Source organism: Leptospira fluminis (assembly GCF_004771275.1).
Classification (GTDB): domain Bacteria; phylum Spirochaetota; class Leptospiria; order Leptospirales; family Leptospiraceae; genus Leptospira_B; species Leptospira_B fluminis.
The window spans coordinates 282,373-299,703 of the sequence record NZ_RQEV01000007.1 but is presented as its reverse complement, the minus strand read 5'-3'; the positions used below and the strand labels follow the sequence as shown (position 1 = coordinate 299,703).

The window sequence follows — 17,331 nt, the reverse complement described above, 5'->3', positions numbered from 1 at the left end:
AGAAATTTACCTCTCGTAAAGGTTAGGATGTCGGACATCCGACAATTGAAATACAAGGGACCAGAATGATCGTAGTATCTATAGCCAATCAAAAAGGAGGGGAAGGCAAGACCACCACTTCCCTGAATCTAGCGTGGGGGCTAGCCCGCCGAGGAAAAAAAACACTGATCATAGACATTGATCCGCAGGCAAATTCCACGGGTATTTTTTTGAACCCGGACAACCTGGAAAAGTCCATGCATAATATTTTTCAATCGAAAGCAAAAGTGCGGGACGTAATCGTTCCCACTCACGTGGACAACCTAAGCATAGCTCCCTCCAAGTTGACCCTGGCAGAAGCGGAGACGGTTGCCGCGATCGTCGACGCCCCTTATATACTCAGGGACGCCCTATCCGATCTGGAAAAAGAACTAGATTTTTGTATCATAGACTGCCCCCCTAGCCTTTCCATTTTTACGATCAATGCTCTCGTGGCTTCGAATTATGTGATCATTCCCCTGCAGGCGGAAAAATTTTCCGTAGATGGAATCCTGGGCTTGCAACAGACAATCAATAGCATCAAAAAAAGGATCAACCCTGGGTTAGAAATCCTAGGCGCCCTAGTCACCCAACTTAAGCCCCAAACGCTTTTAACTAAGACCATCATTCCTGTACTTACGAAGTATTTTAGGATTTTTGAAAATAGCATTTCCGACGGAGTTGCGGTAGGAGAATCGCATCTGGCCAAAAAATCGGTCTACGACTATAATAAATCCAGTCGGCAAGCCCAAGAATACGAAGGCTTTGTAGAGGAGTTCCTAAATGAGCTCAAAAAGTAAACGGTTAGGTTCTCTGGCCGATGTCTTCCAGGCGGAAAAGCTGGAGGGCACGATCCGCAAAATCCGTTTAGAAAAAATCCGCCCTTCGGAAAACCAACCTAGGCAAGAGAGAAAGAAAGGGGTCGAAGAACTCGCCCAGAGTTTGCAAAAGGACGGACTCCTCCAACCGATACTTGTTACGAAACAATCAAACGAAGAATTCTACACGATTATAGCGGGGGAAAGAAGATACCACGCGGCCTCTCTCTTAAATTGGACGGAAGTGGAATGCAAAATCTTGGACAGAGACGCAAAGGAAACGTTTCGACTTGCGATCATCGAGAATTTGCAGAGGGAAAATTTATCTCCGTATGAAGAGATTGAGGCAATGAGCCACCTGAAAATTACGTTCTCCTATACGGACCTGGAACTAGGCAATCTATTCGGAAAAAGCAGAAGCTATATGACAGAACTGCTAGGGATCGCGGGCTTAACCAAGGAAGAACTGCGGGCGTGCAAAGAAGTAGGCGTCGAAACAAAAAACCTACTCGTCCAAGCCGCAGCTGCATCCAAAAAAGGGACCTTCCAGGATTTTATACAAAAATTCGGAGCCGGCGAGTTAAAGACCGTCAAAGACGCTAAATCCTTTAACCGGGCAGAAGATTCCCTCTTCCCCTCCGATACATCCAGCCTTGCACATAAGAACCGAGAAATTTCCCTGTATCCTTACAAACTGACCAAAAAAGGAAATTCCATTCTTCTTTCCAGCGAAGATGAAACATTTCTGCAAGACCTTTATAAATTCTTAAGAAAAGAGATCCCGAAAAAATTCGGTAAATCTCCCTGATCGAATCGGATCTCTCCGCGAGCAAATTCCTTAACATTTATTGTTAAACGAAATGTAAGTACAAACAAGTACTTAGCAAAAGATTTTTATCGAAAAAGATCAAAGACAGGCAATGGGATTGACAGAGAGAAAAAGCGAACTATTATGTGACATAATATTCTAAACGGAAATGTAGTACTTTTCTTCCGTCCCGAAGGGAGAAAGGAACTTCTATATTCTGTTGTCCGGAAATAAAAAACTCCCCTGGAGAGTTCCAGGGGCCGGACCTTCCCGAAGGAATGTTGTTGGATGAGACATAATGATTCCTATGTCGGATAATGTCAACTCCCTTCGGATTTTTTGCTTAAAATTAATTTTTTGCTTTCGGGGGCAAAAGGGTCTGTGGCATGGGAGAGCATATTCCGTACATCAAATTCCTTTCTGAAATCATCGATTCCGGTGTTTGGGCGCGCCTTTCTTCCGCAGCAAAGACCTTATACTTAGTGCTGCTTAAATTTAGCGATCACACCTTTAAGCCGGTCTGGCCTAGTAACGAAATCCTGCTCAAGCTCACCGGACTAAAAACCAAAAAGTCGATCAATGAAGGAAAAAGAGACCTGGTCAAGGCAGGCCTACTCCAATTTGTTCCCGGCACGGGACACAAGAACACGATGTATTATTTCTGCTTTCATTTTTCCGGTTCTAAAATTCCACCCCAGGGGATTACTTTTGGAACCCTCGGAGGGATGGACCGGGATCTCCCAGGGGGTGATAAAAACTCGGCCGAGGGGGTTCCGCCAGTATCCCCAAACAATATAAATATAACCATTCACAATACCCAGAACCAAAAACCAAATCTGCGGAAAGACGCGCAGAAGTTGTCTTTAGATACCCTTTCTTCCGAATACGGACCTGCCATCCTATCGGAAGCCATGGAAATTGCAAAGGCCCAAAACCAGGAAAGAAACTTGTACTACCTTCGAGGGATTTGCAGAAATCTGTCTTCTTCTCAAAAACCGCCGAATTTTGAGCATAATCCGGTGCGACCAGGAGAACGGGCGGAACCTGGTTTCAGGCACCATGAGGCGTCTTGGCAAGGGTTTCTGGATTGGTGTTCCGGACTTCTTTCCCCTTCCAGTGTGGCTGTGTTAAAAAATATCCGAGTGGAGCCGGACGGAAGAACCCTTCTCCTTCTAGATCCCGTTCCTCCCTCCTTGAGGGCTATCGTTACAAAGTACTTCACAGACACAATCCACCCATCGATACTGGTTATATTTTCCGCAAAGCACGAGGAAAATCGTACGAGAGTATGAAAACGAGCGCTTTGCCATTCGAACGTATGCTTCAGTTTAAAAAAGAGATTCCGAACCACCTTTCTGCGATTGAGCAGAGGAAACGTTCCGGCAAATTTGAAGGACCAACTTAAACCCGTATGAACCAAGATTCCATCCGAATCAGTCACCCCCAGCCAGTAAAAATCCGAGAAGTTCGGACAAAAGGATCCTTTGACTTGAAAGAAGGAAAACTTCGGGGATATTCCGAAAGTTTGGACACGCCAGGAATAGGGATTTTGACTCTTGCTTTGGCGGAAGGGTCTAGTTTTAATCAAATTAAGCTGCACACCTCGGACCCTCAGGCGTCGTTCTTTCCGGATACGTTTCGGTTCGAAGTTTCTCTGGATGGAAAAGTTTGGGAGCCGATTTTACAGGAAACCGGTTTTCGTCGTTCCAATCGAAAATTCGGCCAATGGAACTTTTCTCTTGTACGTGCGAATTATCTGAAATTCGTAAGTAAGGTCTCCGAAAAGGAAGGGGGAAAGTGGAAGGTCGCCATCGCCGATTTGGAGGTGGGGATTTCGGGGATCGTTCAGGTGGAAGTGAGTTCGGAGCAGGACAGACTCTGGGTAAAGGAAAATCTCATCGATGAACGTCCGGAGTACGGGTGGGCCTCCCGGGAATCCGGACAACCGAAAGAGGAATTCTTTCTGGTGGATTTAGGCTCCATCAGTCGTGTAAACGAACTTCGCCTGCTTTCGCCCAAAAATATTCCGACCCATTTTCCCGAAGTTTTTACCGTTTATTGCAGTGAAGACGATCTTACTTGGAACCAGCTTTTGGAAGAGAATCAATTTCTTTCGGAGCCGGGAGTTTGGTATCAGTGGCGGTTTTTGCCCACAAATATCCGGTTTCTGAAATTCGTTTCCCGTCCGGTGAAGGCTGCAGGGCAGGAAAAATATTCCACTCGGATCGTGGAGGTGGAATTATACGCTTCCCCCTACTTGAGCGACCTTACGCAAAAACCCACTGCGGAGCCCCTTCCGTATGCGACCGTACTTCGTTCCGGGTTGGTCCGTCTGGCAGTGGACGGGGAGACTTCGGAAGGCGCCGCAGTTCAGGCAAACGACAGGAGGCTGAGAGATTCTTCCACCGAATATAAAGGAATCGTGGAACTTGCTTCCGATGGAGAGGAAAAGGAAGGAGTAGTCGTCCAAGGGAGCGACAGAAGGCTCAAACACGCTACGGAAACGTCCTTCGGTTTAACGAGGCTTGCGATGAATGCCGAAGCCAGGGCAGGCAGGGTCGTGCAAGGAAATGATGATAGGCTTAAACTCTCCACCACCCAATCTCCCGGAATTGTGGAACTCGCCGAAAACGGAGAAACCAAAGAAGGGGTCGCAGTCCAGGGAAATGATGACAGGCTCAAGCATGCGACTTTCGAGAGATTCGGGTTGGTCCAACTTTCTCCTCCGGGAGAAGCGAGTCCTGGAAAAGTAATTACGTCCGACGACCCTAGGCTGCGCGCCGCTACTACCCAATCTCCCGGAGTGCTTCGATTTGCCGCCAGCGGAGAAGAGGCTGCGGAGGCGGCCATCCAGGGGAACGATAAACGCCTAAAAATGGCCACCGCCCAATCCTTCGGCATTGTGCAATTGGCTCGCTCCGGGGAAAATAAGGAAGGAGTGGTCGTACAAGGAAACGACGAAAGATTAAGACAGGCCGGTACGGAATATCCGGGGATCGTATCCATCGCTCCCAAAGGAAAGTCCATTCCAAACCATGTGGTTTCCTCTGACGATCCTCGTTTGTCCGATGATAGAGATCCGAAACCTCATTCCCACGAATACGCTCCGATCGAACACGACTTCAATTCCCATTCCGGATTTCTCCGGTTAAAGGGCTCCGTGGAAGCTTCCTATCTGAATATTTCCCCTCCTCCGGAAAATAACGGTATCGTTTATGCGCGGAACGAGAGCGAGAAAGGATCCGGCATCGTCGGTTCCGGACGAAACATAGGGGTGCTCGCATACGGAGAAAAATTCGGAGCTAGAGGAGACAGTTCTTCGGGTGACCGTGAATCGGCAGGTGTGTTGGGACTGGCAAAAAGAGGCTTCGGAGGATGGTTTCATTCCCGATCGGGATATGCAGTGTATGCCAGCGGGAAGGGAATCCCGCCTTTGAACGAGACGGGCTCCGGCAAGGCGGTCTTGGCGGAGGGGGAATCCGATTTTATCGGTACCGTATACATGCAGACCGGAAACGGAATCGACTGCATCGCGAGATTTTTTCCGGTCCAGTCTTCCGACGTGATCGGCGAGGGAGACTGGTTGGTCATGGGAGAGGACGGTCGTCTTCATAAATCCAAGAACCCGAATGCGACAAACGTAGTAGGTGTTGCCGTTAAGTCGGCGGCATTGGTTCTAGGAGAACGGCCGCACGTCGAAGGGCAGTGGTTGGTCGCGATCTCGGGTGTGGTTCACGCTTGTGTCGACGCCCAATCCCATCCGATCCACCCGGGAGATCTTTTGGTGGCGGGCTTGACGGGAGGCCATGCAGTCAAGGTCGCTTCCGAAAATTTAAAACCGGGCGCGTTGGTCGGTAAGGCTCTCGGCCCCCAGAAAACTGGACGAGGATTGGTTCCCGTTCTTTTGAGCTGCGGCTAAGATACCCGCGGATTCGCGGATAAGGAAAATATGAAAAAGATCCTAGAAATTTATAATAACGCTAAGGGACCCGTGTACTCCTTCGAATTCTTTCCTCCGAAAACGGACGAAGGAGAAGGCAAATTGACGGAAACTTTACGTGAGCTTTCCCGTCTCCAGCCGGGGTACATTACGGTTACGTACGGCGCCGGAGGCTCCACTCGGGATAAGACCATCCGTTTGACTTCCGACTTGGCTAAGCAATTCGATCTTCCGGCAGCGGCCCATTTTACTTGTGTAGGCGGAAATCGCGAGGAGATCCGATCTATTTTAGGGGAAATTTATTCTTCCGGAATACGGAATCTGATGGCGTTGCGGGGAGATCCTCCGAAGGGCCAGGGAGAGTTTCAGAAGGCGGAAGGCGGTTTCGGACATGCAAGCGAACTGATTTCGTTTATCAAATCGGAAGGTTTCGATTTTTGTATCGGCGGAGCTTGTTATCCCGAAAAACATCCGCAGGCTCGGAGTCTGGAAGAGGACGTGGACAATCTTAAAAAGAAAGTGGACGCGGGGGCTTCCTATTTGGTTTCCCAGTTATTTTTTAAAAACGAGATTTTCGAGTCTTTCCTCGGTTTGGTCCGTAAGAAAGGGATCTCCGTTCCTGTGATTCCGGGAATCATGCCCATTACTTCTTTTTCCCAAATCGAACGGTTTCGTGCCATGGCTGCCTGCGAATTTCCGGAAGAACTCCTTTCCGATCTGGAGGAAGTCCGCAATCGTCCCGAGGAATTCTACAGAAGAAGTTTGAATTTTAGCGTCCGGCAATGCCGGGAGTTGCTTTCTTTGGGCTCCCCGGGGATCCATTTGTACACCTTGAACCAATCCCATGCCAGTTACGACATCGTTCGGGAATTGGAAAATTAAGACAAAGGTCAGAGAAGAACGAGCGAAGAAGATACTAAGCCGGTCCGGATCGCTTCCTGGTGCAAGTGCCGGATGGCGCTTCTCCCTTCCGTACCTAAGCTTCTGGTAAAGTCGTTCACGTACAGTCCGATATGTGCGTCCACGACTTCCCTACTCGTATCTTGGGAGTGTTTGAAAATATAATCGTACGTGTTTTCCCGGTTTTGGTAGGCGAGGTCCAGACTTTCTTTTATGGAGTCATCCAATTCTTCCCGGAATGTTTCTCCCATATCTTTCCGGACGGCAATGCAACCTAACGGAATCGGGGAGCCGCTGGTCTCTTCCCACCATTCTCCTAAATCTCGGACCTTTTCCAGTCCTCGTTTTTCGTAGGTGAATCTCTCCTCGTGGATGACGATTCCGAAGTCGGCTTCTCCCTGGAGGACCTTGTTCAGAATCAAATCATACCTCACCGGAACGGGATCGTACTTCCCTTCCAAATACAGATGGGTCAGTAGATTGGCGGTGGTCCAAAGTCCTGGGACCAGTATTTTTTTTCCTTTCGGATTAGACTTCCCCTCCCCTTTTCTGGATACGATCAACGGTCCGCATCCTCTTCCGAGCGCCGATCCCGAATCCAAAAGGGAATACTGATCCGCCACTTGAAAAAAGGCTGCGAAAGAAAGTTTGGAGGCGTGGAATTTGCCTTCCTTTGCGAACCGATTCAGTTGTTCCACATCGTGCAATTCCTCCCGGATGGAAAAGGGAGCTTTCGTCTTTCCGGAAATCAAATGGTAGAAGAGGAACGTATCATTCGGACAGGGGGAATAGGCCAGGCTGATCTTCATGTCTCCAGCGAAATATTTTTCGCCGCTTTGGAAACGAAAAAAGGAGGAAGACCGGTCGGATCCCGATGAAAATGGAAAAACGCCGACCGGCGCTCGGAATTTTTTTGGAAAGAAGCTCCCTTATATTCCCTATTCTTCCCCCTAAAATCCATACGATTGCCATGGATTTGGACGGCACGCTTTTGGACTCCAGGGGGAGAATTTCCAGTTTAAACTCGTACGTATTGAACTCGGCTCTCGAAAAAGGAATGCGCTTAGTGATCGCGACAGGAAGGCGTTTCTCTTCCACACTCCCCTTTGCCCGCGAATTCAAGGGAGATCTTTTCGTGATTTCCAATAACGGCCAGGTCATGAGGGAAAGTCCGTCGGGGGCCCGGGTTTCGGAAACCTATCTTTCTTCGGATGCGATTGCCGCGGTTTTGGATTCCGGAAAAAGAGAGGGCTTCGATCCCATCCTACATGTGGACCATTACGAAGAAGGAATAGACATCCTGGCGGAGTCGCCGATCACGGACCCCAGATTTTATAATTACTCCGGCGGAGATACCGAAAGAAGTCGAGTAGTGGAGGATTGCTTTCTGCACGGGAGCGATCGAGTCCTTGTCGCCTGCTTTCTCTCTCAGGAAAAGACTCGCTTAGAAGAGTTGGAAAGAAAACTCCTTTGTCTACCCGAGGCGTCCGGGTTTCGAACGGTTTTGACCAGGATTCACGGAGTATCCTTTTGCCTGGAAATCCTGGAAAAAAATTCCTCCAAATGGTCCGCGATTTCCTCCTTTCTGAAAGCGAACGGATTGGATCCTGGCGGAGTCGCCGCGTTCGGGGATGAGAAGAACGACTTGGAAATGCTCTCCCATGCGGGATTCGGCTTTGCGATGAAAAATGCCGTGCCGTATTTAAAGAAATTCGCGCCCTATAACACGCGTTATTCGAATGACGAAGACGGGATCGCGATGACTCTTTTGGAATTAGGTATTCTTTCTTTTCCGTAGGGGAGTTTCTTTTTTGATCGGGACGACTCGGCAGCTAGAGCATGCGTCTTCGTAACACCCGAACCGGATTTCTTCCGCAGAAGTTTTTCCGAAGAGACTTTTCAAGGTGGATAAAAAAGGAAAAAGAAGATAGAGAGCCGTTGCCGCAACGATTGCGTGTACGATCCAATCTTGTGTCTGAGGTTCCCAGATCATAAGACCATGTTGAAAATGGTTCTCAATTGCGGCAAGCGGAATATTTTTAAAATCCGCTGACAGTATTTTGACAAAACGGACTGCGAATTCGGTATGATTCTAGAAGAGATGTGGTCCACACTTAAGGTGTTTCATTCAGATTTCGGACAAAGGGACGGCTTTGTGCCGCCTGACGCGTTTTCTTGGAAGACTTGTATGAGAACCGTATGGGTTACCGATTCGCGAATTCATCCGGAACGGATTTCCCTGCCGCAAAATTGGGAAGTAAAGACCGGGTATGAAGCCTATCGACTTCTCTTAGAAATTATCTCGGGCCTCCGGTCCAAATTGTTCGGAGAAACGGAAGTCTTAGCTCAGTTCCGTCAGAGATTCCAGGAACTCCCCGACTCGGCTTTCGGAGAATACGTGGCGAAACTCAGAGACAACTTGATAGAAGATTGTCGTTCACTTCGCTCCGGGTATTTGCAGAATTTAGGGGAACAGTCCTACGGCGGGCTAGCGCAGAAATACATTTCCGGTTCTAACGTTCCTGTTCGGGAAATCTCCTTGTTGGGAACGGGGCAATTGGCCGAGAAAATGGTTCCTTGGTTAAAAAGCGGAGGCAGACGAGTCAAGGTCGTAGGTCGGAATCCGGATCGCTTGGATTTTTTTGCGGATTCTTTTTCCGTCTCTTCCCAACTTTGGGAAGATTGGTCTCCCCAAGGAGAAGCCTGGGTCATCGCCTCTCCTGTTCCTATGGGACCTTGGCAAAATCGTCTTCGTCCGGGAGATTTGGTCTTGGATTTTCGGGAAGTTCCTCTGGAGACTTCTTGGCCGGCCGGAGTCGTTTACGTTTCCTTTGCGGAGATGATGTCCTCGTTGAAAGAGACCGAAGAAAGAACGAAAAGAGTCAGAGAAGAGTTGGATGTCGTGCTGGCTCATCTTCTGGAAGAAAGAGAGCTGGAAGCGCATCAATTCGTATTCGGTTGGGAAGACCTACCTTGTCCTTCGTTCTGAGAATCGGCTCCCGGAAAAGTTCGCTCGCAAAACTCCAATCCTGTCTCGTACGCGACGCCCTGCTAAGCTCTCATCCGAGCTTACAAGTGGATCTCTTTTTTAAAGAGGCCAGCGGAGACCAGGACCTCGTCACTCCTTTGTGGAAGATGGCCTCCCGCGGAGTGTTTACCCAAGATCTGACCAAGGAATTGACGGACGGAAACGTGGATCTGGTCATCCATTCCTATAAGGATTTGGATTTGGAAGGCCATCCCGGTACGGAGACCATGATGGTCTTGCCTCGCGCGGACCAAAGGGACGTATTGCTTTGGAAGCGATCCTCCTTTGAAAATCCTCCGGAAGTACTGAACATTCACTCTTCGAGCCCCCGTAGAGAATACAATCTTTCCGCATTTTTGCCGACTGCCCTCCCCTCCAGATACCGTGGAAAGCCCATCCATTTTCATCCCGTAAGAGGAAACGTGCAAACGAGGGTACGAAAGTGGATGGAAGACCCTTCCATTTCCGGGCTCGTAGTCGCCAAGGCGGCCTTGGACCGTCTGCTTTCCGCGGATTTTTCCTTTTCCGATCTGGAGGAGTACGTAGAAGTACGCACCCAACTCAGGAAAATCCTGGACGAACAAATGTTCATGGTCCTTCCTCTATCAAAAAATCCGAATGCTCCAGCCCAGGGGGCGCTAGCCGCGGAGTTCCGCGCCGGCGACGAAAGGGTTCGGGAACTTCTTTCCTCTTTGCGTGACCCCCAGGAAGAAGCGGATGTCGCGGAGGAAAGAAGGATTCTTTCGGGTTTTGGCGGAGGGTGCCACCAGAAAATCGGCGTGGCGATTCATTCTTCTTTTGCCGGCACCGTCTTATTTTTAAGAGGGAAAACCGATTCCGGTATCGTTTTGAACACTTCCGTCCGCCTTCCTGCGGAAGACTTTCCGAAGCCGGTCGATTCTTCCCGAATGCTACCCGTAAAAAAATTCGCTTCCGGCAGGGTTCGAATCCCCCTCTCCGCCTCCCCTCCTCCCGACCGATTTTGGTTCGTAGCTCGAGCGGACGCGTTTCCGGAAGCCTGGCCAAATCCGGAGCCTCGAACGGTATTGGTCGTAGCGGGAACGACAACCTGGGAAAAATTAGCGGAGAGAAACATCTGGATCCACGCCTCCACCGACGGACTAGGGGAAGAGAATGCGAAAACTCTGAAAGTTCTCGCGGGATCGGAACCGGACTTCATCAAACTGACCCATGAGGAAAGCGGGATCGTGGAAGGAGCTTGGAGAAGGTTGCCTACCTATAAGGTGGAATGGAAAGAAGAACCTTCGGATCTCTCGGAATACACCCATTTTTTCTGGATGAGCGCCTCCCAATTCGCCCGCGCCTATAAGAAGGATCCTTCGATTGCGAATAAAGTCCACGCGACCGGGGCGGGCTCCACGTACACATATATTAGAAATGTTTTAGGAACTCCCGGCAGGATATTCGCTTTTCCGAATTACGAATCCTGGGTGACTGCCTGCGTAGGAGAAATTCCGGAATTTCTGAAAAAGGAAATAGGAACCCAATGAAAGAATCGTACGGAATGGGGTTGAGAAGGAACCGGACTAGTCCGGCTCTCAGAAACCTTCTCTCCTCGGAATCCCTCCATCCTAAAAAATTGGTACAACCGCTTTTTGTGGCGGAATCGCTCGCCGATCGCGAGGCGATGTCTTCCTTGCCGGGAGTCTTTCGAGATACGAAACAGACGGTCTTGTCCCAAGTCGAATCCGATCTCAAGGCGGGAACGGAGCATTTTCTTCTTTTTCTCGTTCCCGGGCATAAGTCGGACGATTCGATCCCCGTTCAATTTTACGAAGACGCGATAGGCGGGATCAAAAAGAAATTTCCGGAAGTATTTCTTTGGATAGACACCTGTCTTTGCTCGCTGACTAGCCACGGTCATTGCGGTTTGTTGGACAAGAAGGGCCGAATTGACAACGATAGTTCCGTTAAAAGGCTTTCGGAAATCGCACTTTGTTATGCGAATTCGGGAGCGGACGGAATTTCTCCTTCCGACATGATGGACGGAAGGGTCGCCAGTCATCGGAGAATTCTGGACTCGAACGGTTTCGAGCACGTTCCCGTCATGAGTTATTCCACCAAGTTCAAAAGCAATTTTTACGGCCCCTTCCGAGAAGCGGCAGAGTCGACTCCGGGGCACGGGGATCGTTCCTCCTACCAGATCGACGTACGTAACCGGGAGGATTCCCTTCTTTCCTCTCTCCGGGACGCGCAAGAAGGAGCCGATCTGCTCATGGTCAAACCGGGCATGACGGCGATTGACCTGATACGTCCCATCCGAGAGGCGACGGACCTTCCTGTCGGAGCCTACCAAGTCAGCGGGGAATACGCCTCACTGGCTCTTCTCGCGGAAAACGGTTTTTGTAAATTCGAGGACGCATTGCGGGAAACTTGGCAGGTATTTTCCAGGGCCGGGGCTTCCTACCTCATCACGTACGCGGCTAGACGCGGAAAGGAGATCCTCTCTTGAAATCATACGGTAGCTCGGAAGAGCTTTTTCTAAGGGCCAAGAAAGTGGTTCCCGGCGGAGTCCATTCGCCCGTCCGTTCCTTCCGATCCGTAGGGGGGACTCCGGTTTTTTTCCAAGCCGCAAAGGGTCCGTTGTTAACCGACGTTTCAGGTAAGGAATATTTGGATTATTGTCTGAGCTTCGGACCTCTTCTTTTGGGTCATAGGGATCCGGAAGTGGAGGAAGTCGTTCGGGAAACGGCATCTCTCGCTTGGAGTTTCGGAGCGGCGGAACCGTATTCCCTCGAACTCGCCGAGTGGATCGTCTCCCGGATTCCTTGGGTGGAGAAAATCCGCTTCGTAAATAGCGGAACGGAAGCCGTGATGAGCGCGTTACGCGTCGCTAGGGCCGCTACGGGAAGAAACAAGATCCTGAAGTTCGACGGTTGCTACCACGGGCATCTGGATTCTCTTTTGGTCAAAGCCGGTTCGGGCCTAGCGGGAGAGGCCTCTTCGGATAGCGCAGGCATCGGTTCCGAATTAATCGGCAATACGTTGGTTCTTCCTCTGGACGACGAGAGCGCCGTTGCGGAACTATTCGCCCGGGAAGGAAAAAACATAGCCGTCTTGGTTATAGAACCTTTGCCTGCGAATTACGGACTCTTAGTACAGAGGAAGGAATTCCTGCAAAAGATCGTGGAGATTGCCCGGAGTCACGGCGCCTTGGTTCTCTTCGACGAAGTGATCAGCGGATTTCGAGTGGGCTTAAGAGGTATGAGCGGCGAGCTGGGCATCCGACCCGATCTTGTCACTTACGGAAAAATCATCGGCGGGGGATTTCCCGTAGGCGCCTATGCGGGTCGCGCGGACTTATTGGATTTGGTCGCACCGCAAGGACCGGTATACCAAGCGGGGACTTTGAGCGCGAGTCCGTTCGGAATGAGAGCGGGATTGGCTACGTTGGTCAAATGCGAACGGGAAAACGTTTACTCCGTTCTGGAGGAGAGGACGAAACGATTGACGGACGGCTTGCTCGCGATCTTCCGAAAATACGATCCCGATAGCGACTGGTCCGTTACCGCGCACTCTTCCCTATTTTGGTTCCATCGGTCGACTCCTTCTCCGATCCGGACCGTCGATTCGATTCCGAACGGCCATAAGGAGGCCTTTGCGAACGTTTTTCATTTACTGTTGACTGAAGGAATTTATCTTGCGCCGTCCGGGTACGAGGTAGGCTTCACGAGTCTTGCTCATACGTCGGAGATTCTGGAAAAGACCTTCGATTTGGCGGAAAAGGCATTCAAAAAAAATAAAGTTTAATCCTATGTCCTTCTGGAAATACAAAAAAGTCGTACTGCCCGTAGCCTGGGTGCTCATTACCGTCTCTCTCGGGGCTTGGTGGCTTTTTTTGGGACTCCGTCAGAATCGAATGGCCACGGAATTCGCTGCCAGGCTCGGCAAGGAAGCCGAACGGGAAGTCCTGGATAAACTGGAACGTCAGAGTCTTATGATCAAGTTGGAAGGAACGTTCTTCCTTTTCATGCTCGTATCCGGAGGGCTGACCCTCGTTTGGTTGACGTTCCGCGAAGACAAACGTAACAAGTTGATCCACGACTTCTTCTCCACCGTGACCCATGAGATCAAGACTCCGCTGGCCAGTCTGCGTCTCCAAGTAGAGAGTCTCTTGGACGAGGGTTCCAAGACTGCCAGAGACAAATTGCTCCATCGTTTGCTCAAGGATTCGGTGAGAATAGAATCCCAGATGACCAAGGCGTTATACCTCGCTAGCTTGATGCGCTCGGAACGTCTGTATCTCGAAAGCACGGATTTAAACGATCTGGAACAAAGTCTTAGGGAAGACTGGACGGAATTGAAGTTGGTCACGGACTGGAAAGAAAAACGGGTCAGGGCCGATCGTAAGGCGTTGGAAAGCGTCTTTCGGAATCTTTTGGAAAATTCCCTCCAACACGGCCGAGCTACGGAGGTTCGTATCTCCTCCGAATCGGCTCCGAACGGAAGAGTGAGATTCATATTTGAGGATAATGGATCCGGATTTAAGGGGGATTCCAGATCGTTGGGACGTCCCTTCGTAAGGCACACATCCACCAGCGGAAGCGGAGTCGGTCTTTATATCGTCAAAAAACTGATAGAAAAGATGAGCGGAAATTTCGTATTGCGCCCCCGTCTTTCGGAAGGATTCCGTGCGGAATGGACCCTGCCCTCCACGGAAAAAAAGGTTCCGACGCAATGAGAGAGAAACTGTTACTCGTGGAAGACGATCGTTCTTTAGGAGAGACCCTAAAGGAGAGATTGGAAAAGGAAGGCTACGAGATCGTTTGGACCGTATCCGTCCAATCCGCGAAAGTATTGGCTATGGAAACGAAGCCGGATCTGGTGCTATTGGACGTGCGTTTGCCCGACGGAGACGGATTCGAATTGGCTGCGGAATTGCGGAGTCGCAAGGACTGCCCTCCTTTTCTTTTTCTTACGGCCCATTCCGGTGCGCCGGAAAGACTGCGCGGGTTCGAGCTCGGTGCCGAAGAGTTTATTCCGAAACCGTTCCATTTAAAAGAACTTTTGATCCGAGTGAGACACGTATTAGAATCTCATAAACATTCCTTTAGAGGAGCCAGATATTCCTACCGTGGCTACCTACTCGATTTTTCCGGATACGCGATCCGCTCCCCCGGAGGAGAGGAAGCCCGGCTCTCTAAAAGGGACTGCGCCCTTTTGAACCTCCTGGTGGAGGAAAGACATAGAACCGTGAGCAGAGATGAAATTTTAGACCGCCTTTGGGGAGAGGAAAAATTCCCCACGAATAGAACTATAGACAACTCCATTGTTCGTCTTAGACAAGCCTTCGAAGACCAGGGCGAAGACGCGATCCGGTCCGTAAGAGGAGTCGGTTACCAATGGACCGGAGATTTACAGGATGCCTAACCCGAAATTCGAAAATGCGTTGCGTTGCCTGCCCCAGACGGTGCCGCCGATCTGGATGATGAGGCAGGCGGGCCGTTACCATTCCCATTACCAGAATTTAAGAAAAAAGCACAGCTTCGAAGAGCTCTGTAAGGTCCCCGAGTTGGCCGCGGAGGTGGCCTTCGGTCCGGTCGACGATTTCGGTTTCGATACCGCCATTCTATTTTCCGATATTCTGTTTCCGTTGGAAGCTCTCGGGATGGGTCTAAAGTTTGGGGACGAAGGTCCCAAGCTGGGATGGCAACTCGTCGGTTTGGAAGATCTGAAACGGATGCATCCTCTGGAGCAGGCTGTGGATTTTATGGGATTCCAAAAAAAAGCGGTCTCCCTGACTAGAAAACGGATCCCGGAAGACCGATCCTTGATCGGATTCGTCGGCGGAGCATGGACCCTGTTTTGTTATGCGACCTTGGGAAAACACGACGGAAATCTGGTCCTTCCTAAAGTCTCTAAATCTTTGCGGGAAGGGTTCTACGAAAAAATCATCCCTTTATTGAAGGAAAATATTCGTCTGCAATTAGAGGGCGGTGCGGAAGTAGTGATGGTGTTCGATACTGCGGGTGGAGATTCTTCTCCGGGATTTTTCGACGAGGCGGTTTTGCCTCCTTTGAGTGAATTGGTGCGGGCCTTCCCCGGAAAAATCGGATATTACGCCAAGGCCCTACCCTCTCGGAGTCTTGAAGCTGTGAGGTCTCTTTCCGGGTTGCTTGGGTTCGGCGTGGATCACCGCTCGGACCTGACCGAACTGTTCGGAAACGGAAAACAATTCGTCCAAGGGAATTTCGACCAGGCTATGTTATTTCTGGATCCCGCGGACTTTAGGGCGTATCTTTTGGAATGGCTACGTCCTTTTCTGGATCTATCTCCGGAAAAAAGAGCCGGGTGGATCTGCGGTTTAGGTCACGGGGTCCTTCCCAAAACTCCGGAAGCGAATGTAAGAACCTTTGTAAAAACCGTGAGGGAGGTGTTTGCATGAAATCGCAAATCGACTTGATAGAAAAATACGACGTTCCGGCCCCACGCTATACCAGTTATCCGACGGTTCCTTATTGGGAATCCGATCCGAACCGGACGGAATGGTTGGAAGCGATACGCAGAAGGATCCTTCCGGAAGATTCGTCCATCGCGTTGTATCTGCACATTCCGTTTTGTGAAACCTTATGTTCTTTTTGCGGGTGTAACACATCCATTACGAAAAATCACGCGGTCGAAGAACCATATATAGCCACTTTGCTCGAGGAATTCCGCAACTATACCCGGGAAGTTCCCGAATTGACCAAAAGGGAATTGCGTGAACTTCACTTAGGCGGGGGCTCTCCCACCTATCTTTCCGAAGAGAATTTAAGAGTTTTATTAAATACAATTCTGGAATCCTGGAAGGTATCCTCGACTCCCGAATTTTCGTTGGAAGTGGACCCTAGACGGACACGTCTGACCCAGTTGGAACTACTGAAGGATTTCGGTTTCAAAAGAATCAGTCTGGGTGTTCAGGATTTCGACCCGGAAGTACAGAGGCTGGTCAATCGAATTCAACCCTTCGAGCTTACGGAAAAGATCACGAACGGAGCTAGAAAGTTGGGATACACGTCCGTGAATTTCGATCTTATTTACGGACTTCCCAGACAAACCAGCGAAAGCGTCCGCGCGACGATTTCCAAGACCTTGGAGCTACGCCCGGATCGTATCGCCTTTTATAGTTACGCTCATGTACCTTGGATCAAAGCCGCTCAAAGACTCTTTACCGAAGAGGATCTTCCGAAAGGTTCCGATAAAAGGGAACTCTACGAAATCGGTAGAGAGATGTTCCTGAATGCGGGATATAAGGAAATCGGGATGGATCATTTTGCCCTCGAATCCGATTCCCTATACTCCGCCTCCTTGGACGAAACGTTGCATCGCAATTTTATGGGATACACCACGAGACCGACGGATTTGCTTCTTGGCCTCGGGGTCTCGGCGATTTCGGATAGCTGGGATTGTTTCCATCAAAACGAAAAAATCCTGAAAAAATACCAACGCAGGATCCATGAAGACGGATTCGCACTTCTAAGAGGACATAAGTTGACTTCGGAGGATTTGGAACAAAGGGAGTTGATTCTCAAGCTTTCCACCGCCGGTCGTGTGACCGTTCCGGAAAAGATTTTCGACGAGGTGAAACTCTATTTGAGCGTCATGGAAGACGATAATCTAATCAGATGGGAAGGCTCCACCCTTGTGCTAACGGATTCGGGTAAGCCTTTTCTACGGAACGCGTGTACCGGTTTGGATTTGCGTTTGAGAAGAAAAGTTCCTGAAACGAAGGTTTTCTCTCAGTCCATCTGAACATTATCCGCCGCCCGATTGTCTTGTAAAATGGGGTTGGAATTGGCAATTTAGAGTTCGGAAATAA

15 protein-coding genes are annotated in these 17,331 nt (G+C 49.9%); 14 read left to right on the top strand and 1 reads right to left on the bottom strand.

What is annotated here, in order from left to right; all coding sequences use genetic code 11:
- The first annotated feature begins 65 nt into the window (after positions 1–65).
- The 5 genes from EHO61_RS06725 (at position 66) to metF (ending at position 6,466) form a co-directional block, all read left to right on the top strand.
- Positions 66–818: a ParA family protein gene (locus EHO61_RS06725; RefSeq protein ID WP_135812846.1), complete on the top strand. Its 753-nt coding sequence runs from the start codon at positions 66–68 to the stop codon at positions 816–818.
- On the top strand, positions 802–1,644 hold the full coding sequence (locus EHO61_RS06720; protein ID WP_135812845.1) for a ParB/RepB/Spo0J family partition protein: 843 nt from the start codon (positions 802–804) through the stop codon (positions 1,642–1,644). The genes EHO61_RS06725 and EHO61_RS06720 overlap by 17 nt, the downstream gene beginning before the upstream one ends.
- A 386-nt stretch (positions 1,645–2,030) precedes the next feature.
- Positions 2,031–2,936 carry a helix-turn-helix domain-containing protein gene (locus EHO61_RS06715; RefSeq protein ID WP_135812844.1) on the top strand — a complete coding sequence of 302 codons (906 nt, stop codon included), beginning with the start codon at positions 2,031–2,033 and terminating at the stop codon, positions 2,934–2,936.
- 119 nt (positions 2,937–3,055) lie between these two features.
- Positions 3,056–5,563 carry a discoidin domain-containing protein gene (locus EHO61_RS06710; protein WP_135812843.1) on the top strand — a complete coding sequence of 836 codons (2,508 nt, stop codon included), beginning with the start codon at positions 3,056–3,058 and terminating at the stop codon, positions 5,561–5,563.
- Between the two features lie 30 nt (positions 5,564–5,593).
- On the top strand, positions 5,594–6,466 hold the full coding sequence (gene metF, locus EHO61_RS06705; RefSeq protein WP_135812842.1) for a methylenetetrahydrofolate reductase [NAD(P)H]: 873 nt from the start codon (positions 5,594–5,596) through the stop codon (positions 6,464–6,466).
- A gap of 8 nt (positions 6,467–6,474) precedes the next feature.
- Here the strand turns inward: metF and EHO61_RS06700 are convergent, their stop codons facing one another.
- Positions 6,475–7,293: a 1,4-dihydroxy-6-naphtoate synthase gene (locus tag EHO61_RS06700; protein ID WP_135812841.1), complete on the bottom strand. Its 819-nt coding sequence runs from the start codon at positions 7,291–7,293 to the stop codon at positions 6,475–6,477.
- 161 nt (positions 7,294–7,454) lie between these two features.
- Between EHO61_RS06700 and EHO61_RS06695 the strand changes: the two genes are divergently transcribed.
- From EHO61_RS06695 to hemN, 9 genes are all read left to right on the top strand, one after another.
- Positions 7,455–8,282, top strand: a complete 828-nt coding sequence (locus tag EHO61_RS06695; protein ID WP_135812895.1) for an HAD family hydrolase — start codon at positions 7,455–7,457, stop codon at positions 8,280–8,282.
- Positions 8,283–8,585: 303 nt separating this feature from the next.
- Positions 8,586–9,473: a glutamyl-tRNA reductase gene (locus EHO61_RS06685; protein WP_167884824.1), complete on the top strand. Its 888-nt coding sequence runs from the start codon at positions 8,586–8,588 to the stop codon at positions 9,471–9,473.
- A complete protein-coding gene (locus EHO61_RS06680; RefSeq protein WP_135812839.1) occupies positions 9,458–11,023 on the top strand; it encodes a hydroxymethylbilane synthase in 1,566 nt (521 codons plus the stop codon). The genes EHO61_RS06685 and EHO61_RS06680 overlap by 16 nt, the downstream gene beginning before the upstream one ends.
- 14 nt (positions 11,024–11,037) lie before the next feature.
- Positions 11,038–11,985, top strand: coding sequence for a porphobilinogen synthase (gene hemB, locus EHO61_RS06675; protein ID WP_167884823.1), 948 nt, complete (start codon positions 11,038–11,040; stop codon positions 11,983–11,985).
- Complete coding sequence (hemL, locus tag EHO61_RS06670) at positions 11,982–13,283, top strand: glutamate-1-semialdehyde 2,1-aminomutase (protein ID WP_135812837.1); 1,302 nt, start codon at positions 11,982–11,984, stop codon at positions 13,281–13,283. The genes hemB and hemL overlap by 4 nt, the downstream gene beginning before the upstream one ends.
- A gap of 4 nt (positions 13,284–13,287) precedes the next feature.
- Positions 13,288–14,214 (top strand): sensor histidine kinase, encoded by a 927-nt coding sequence (locus EHO61_RS06665; protein WP_135812836.1) that lies wholly within the window; start codon positions 13,288–13,290, stop codon positions 14,212–14,214.
- Positions 14,211–14,903 (top strand): response regulator transcription factor, encoded by a 693-nt coding sequence (locus EHO61_RS06660; RefSeq protein ID WP_135812894.1) that lies wholly within the window; start codon positions 14,211–14,213, stop codon positions 14,901–14,903. Before EHO61_RS06665 ends, EHO61_RS06660 begins: the two co-directional genes overlap by 4 nt.
- Complete coding sequence (locus tag EHO61_RS06655) at positions 14,896–15,918, top strand: uroporphyrinogen decarboxylase family protein (protein WP_135812835.1); 1,023 nt, start codon at positions 14,896–14,898, stop codon at positions 15,916–15,918. The genes EHO61_RS06660 and EHO61_RS06655 overlap by 8 nt, the downstream gene beginning before the upstream one ends.
- Positions 15,915–17,264: an oxygen-independent coproporphyrinogen III oxidase gene (gene hemN, locus EHO61_RS06650; protein ID WP_135812834.1), complete on the top strand. Its 1,350-nt coding sequence runs from the start codon at positions 15,915–15,917 to the stop codon at positions 17,262–17,264. Before EHO61_RS06655 ends, hemN begins: the two co-directional genes overlap by 4 nt.
- Positions 17,265–17,331: the final 67 nt, after the last annotated feature.

Bases quoted from the DNA above. Each gene is read 5' to 3' on its own strand.
- hemN (WP_135812834.1), top strand. From the start codon at position 15,915: ATGAAATCGCAAATCGACTTGATAGAAAAATACGACGTTCCGGCCCCA.
- EHO61_RS06685 (WP_167884824.1), top strand. From the start codon at position 8,586: ATGTGGTCCACACTTAAGGTGTTTCATTCAGATTTCGGACAAAGGGAC.
- EHO61_RS06665 (WP_135812836.1), top strand. From the start codon at position 13,288: ATGTCCTTCTGGAAATACAAAAAAGTCGTACTGCCCGTAGCCTGGGTG.
- hemB (WP_167884823.1), top strand. From the start codon at position 11,038: ATGGGGTTGAGAAGGAACCGGACTAGTCCGGCTCTCAGAAACCTTCTC.
- EHO61_RS06710 (WP_135812843.1), top strand. From the start codon at position 3,056: ATGAACCAAGATTCCATCCGAATCAGTCACCCCCAGCCAGTAAAAATC.
- EHO61_RS06720 (WP_135812845.1), top strand. From the start codon at position 802: ATGAGCTCAAAAAGTAAACGGTTAGGTTCTCTGGCCGATGTCTTCCAG.
- EHO61_RS06660 (WP_135812894.1), top strand. From the start codon at position 14,211: ATGAGAGAGAAACTGTTACTCGTGGAAGACGATCGTTCTTTAGGAGAG.
- EHO61_RS06695 (WP_135812895.1), top strand. From the start codon at position 7,455: ATGGATTTGGACGGCACGCTTTTGGACTCCAGGGGGAGAATTTCCAGT.
- metF (WP_135812842.1), top strand. From the start codon at position 5,594: ATGAAAAAGATCCTAGAAATTTATAATAACGCTAAGGGACCCGTGTAC.
- EHO61_RS06655 (WP_135812835.1), top strand. From the start codon at position 14,896: ATGCCTAACCCGAAATTCGAAAATGCGTTGCGTTGCCTGCCCCAGACG.
- EHO61_RS06725 (WP_135812846.1), top strand. From the start codon at position 66: ATGATCGTAGTATCTATAGCCAATCAAAAAGGAGGGGAAGGCAAGACC.
- EHO61_RS06700 (WP_135812841.1), bottom strand. From the start codon at position 7,293: ATGAAGATCAGCCTGGCCTATTCCCCCTGTCCGAATGATACGTTCCTC.
- EHO61_RS06715 (WP_135812844.1), top strand. From the start codon at position 2,031: ATGGGAGAGCATATTCCGTACATCAAATTCCTTTCTGAAATCATCGAT.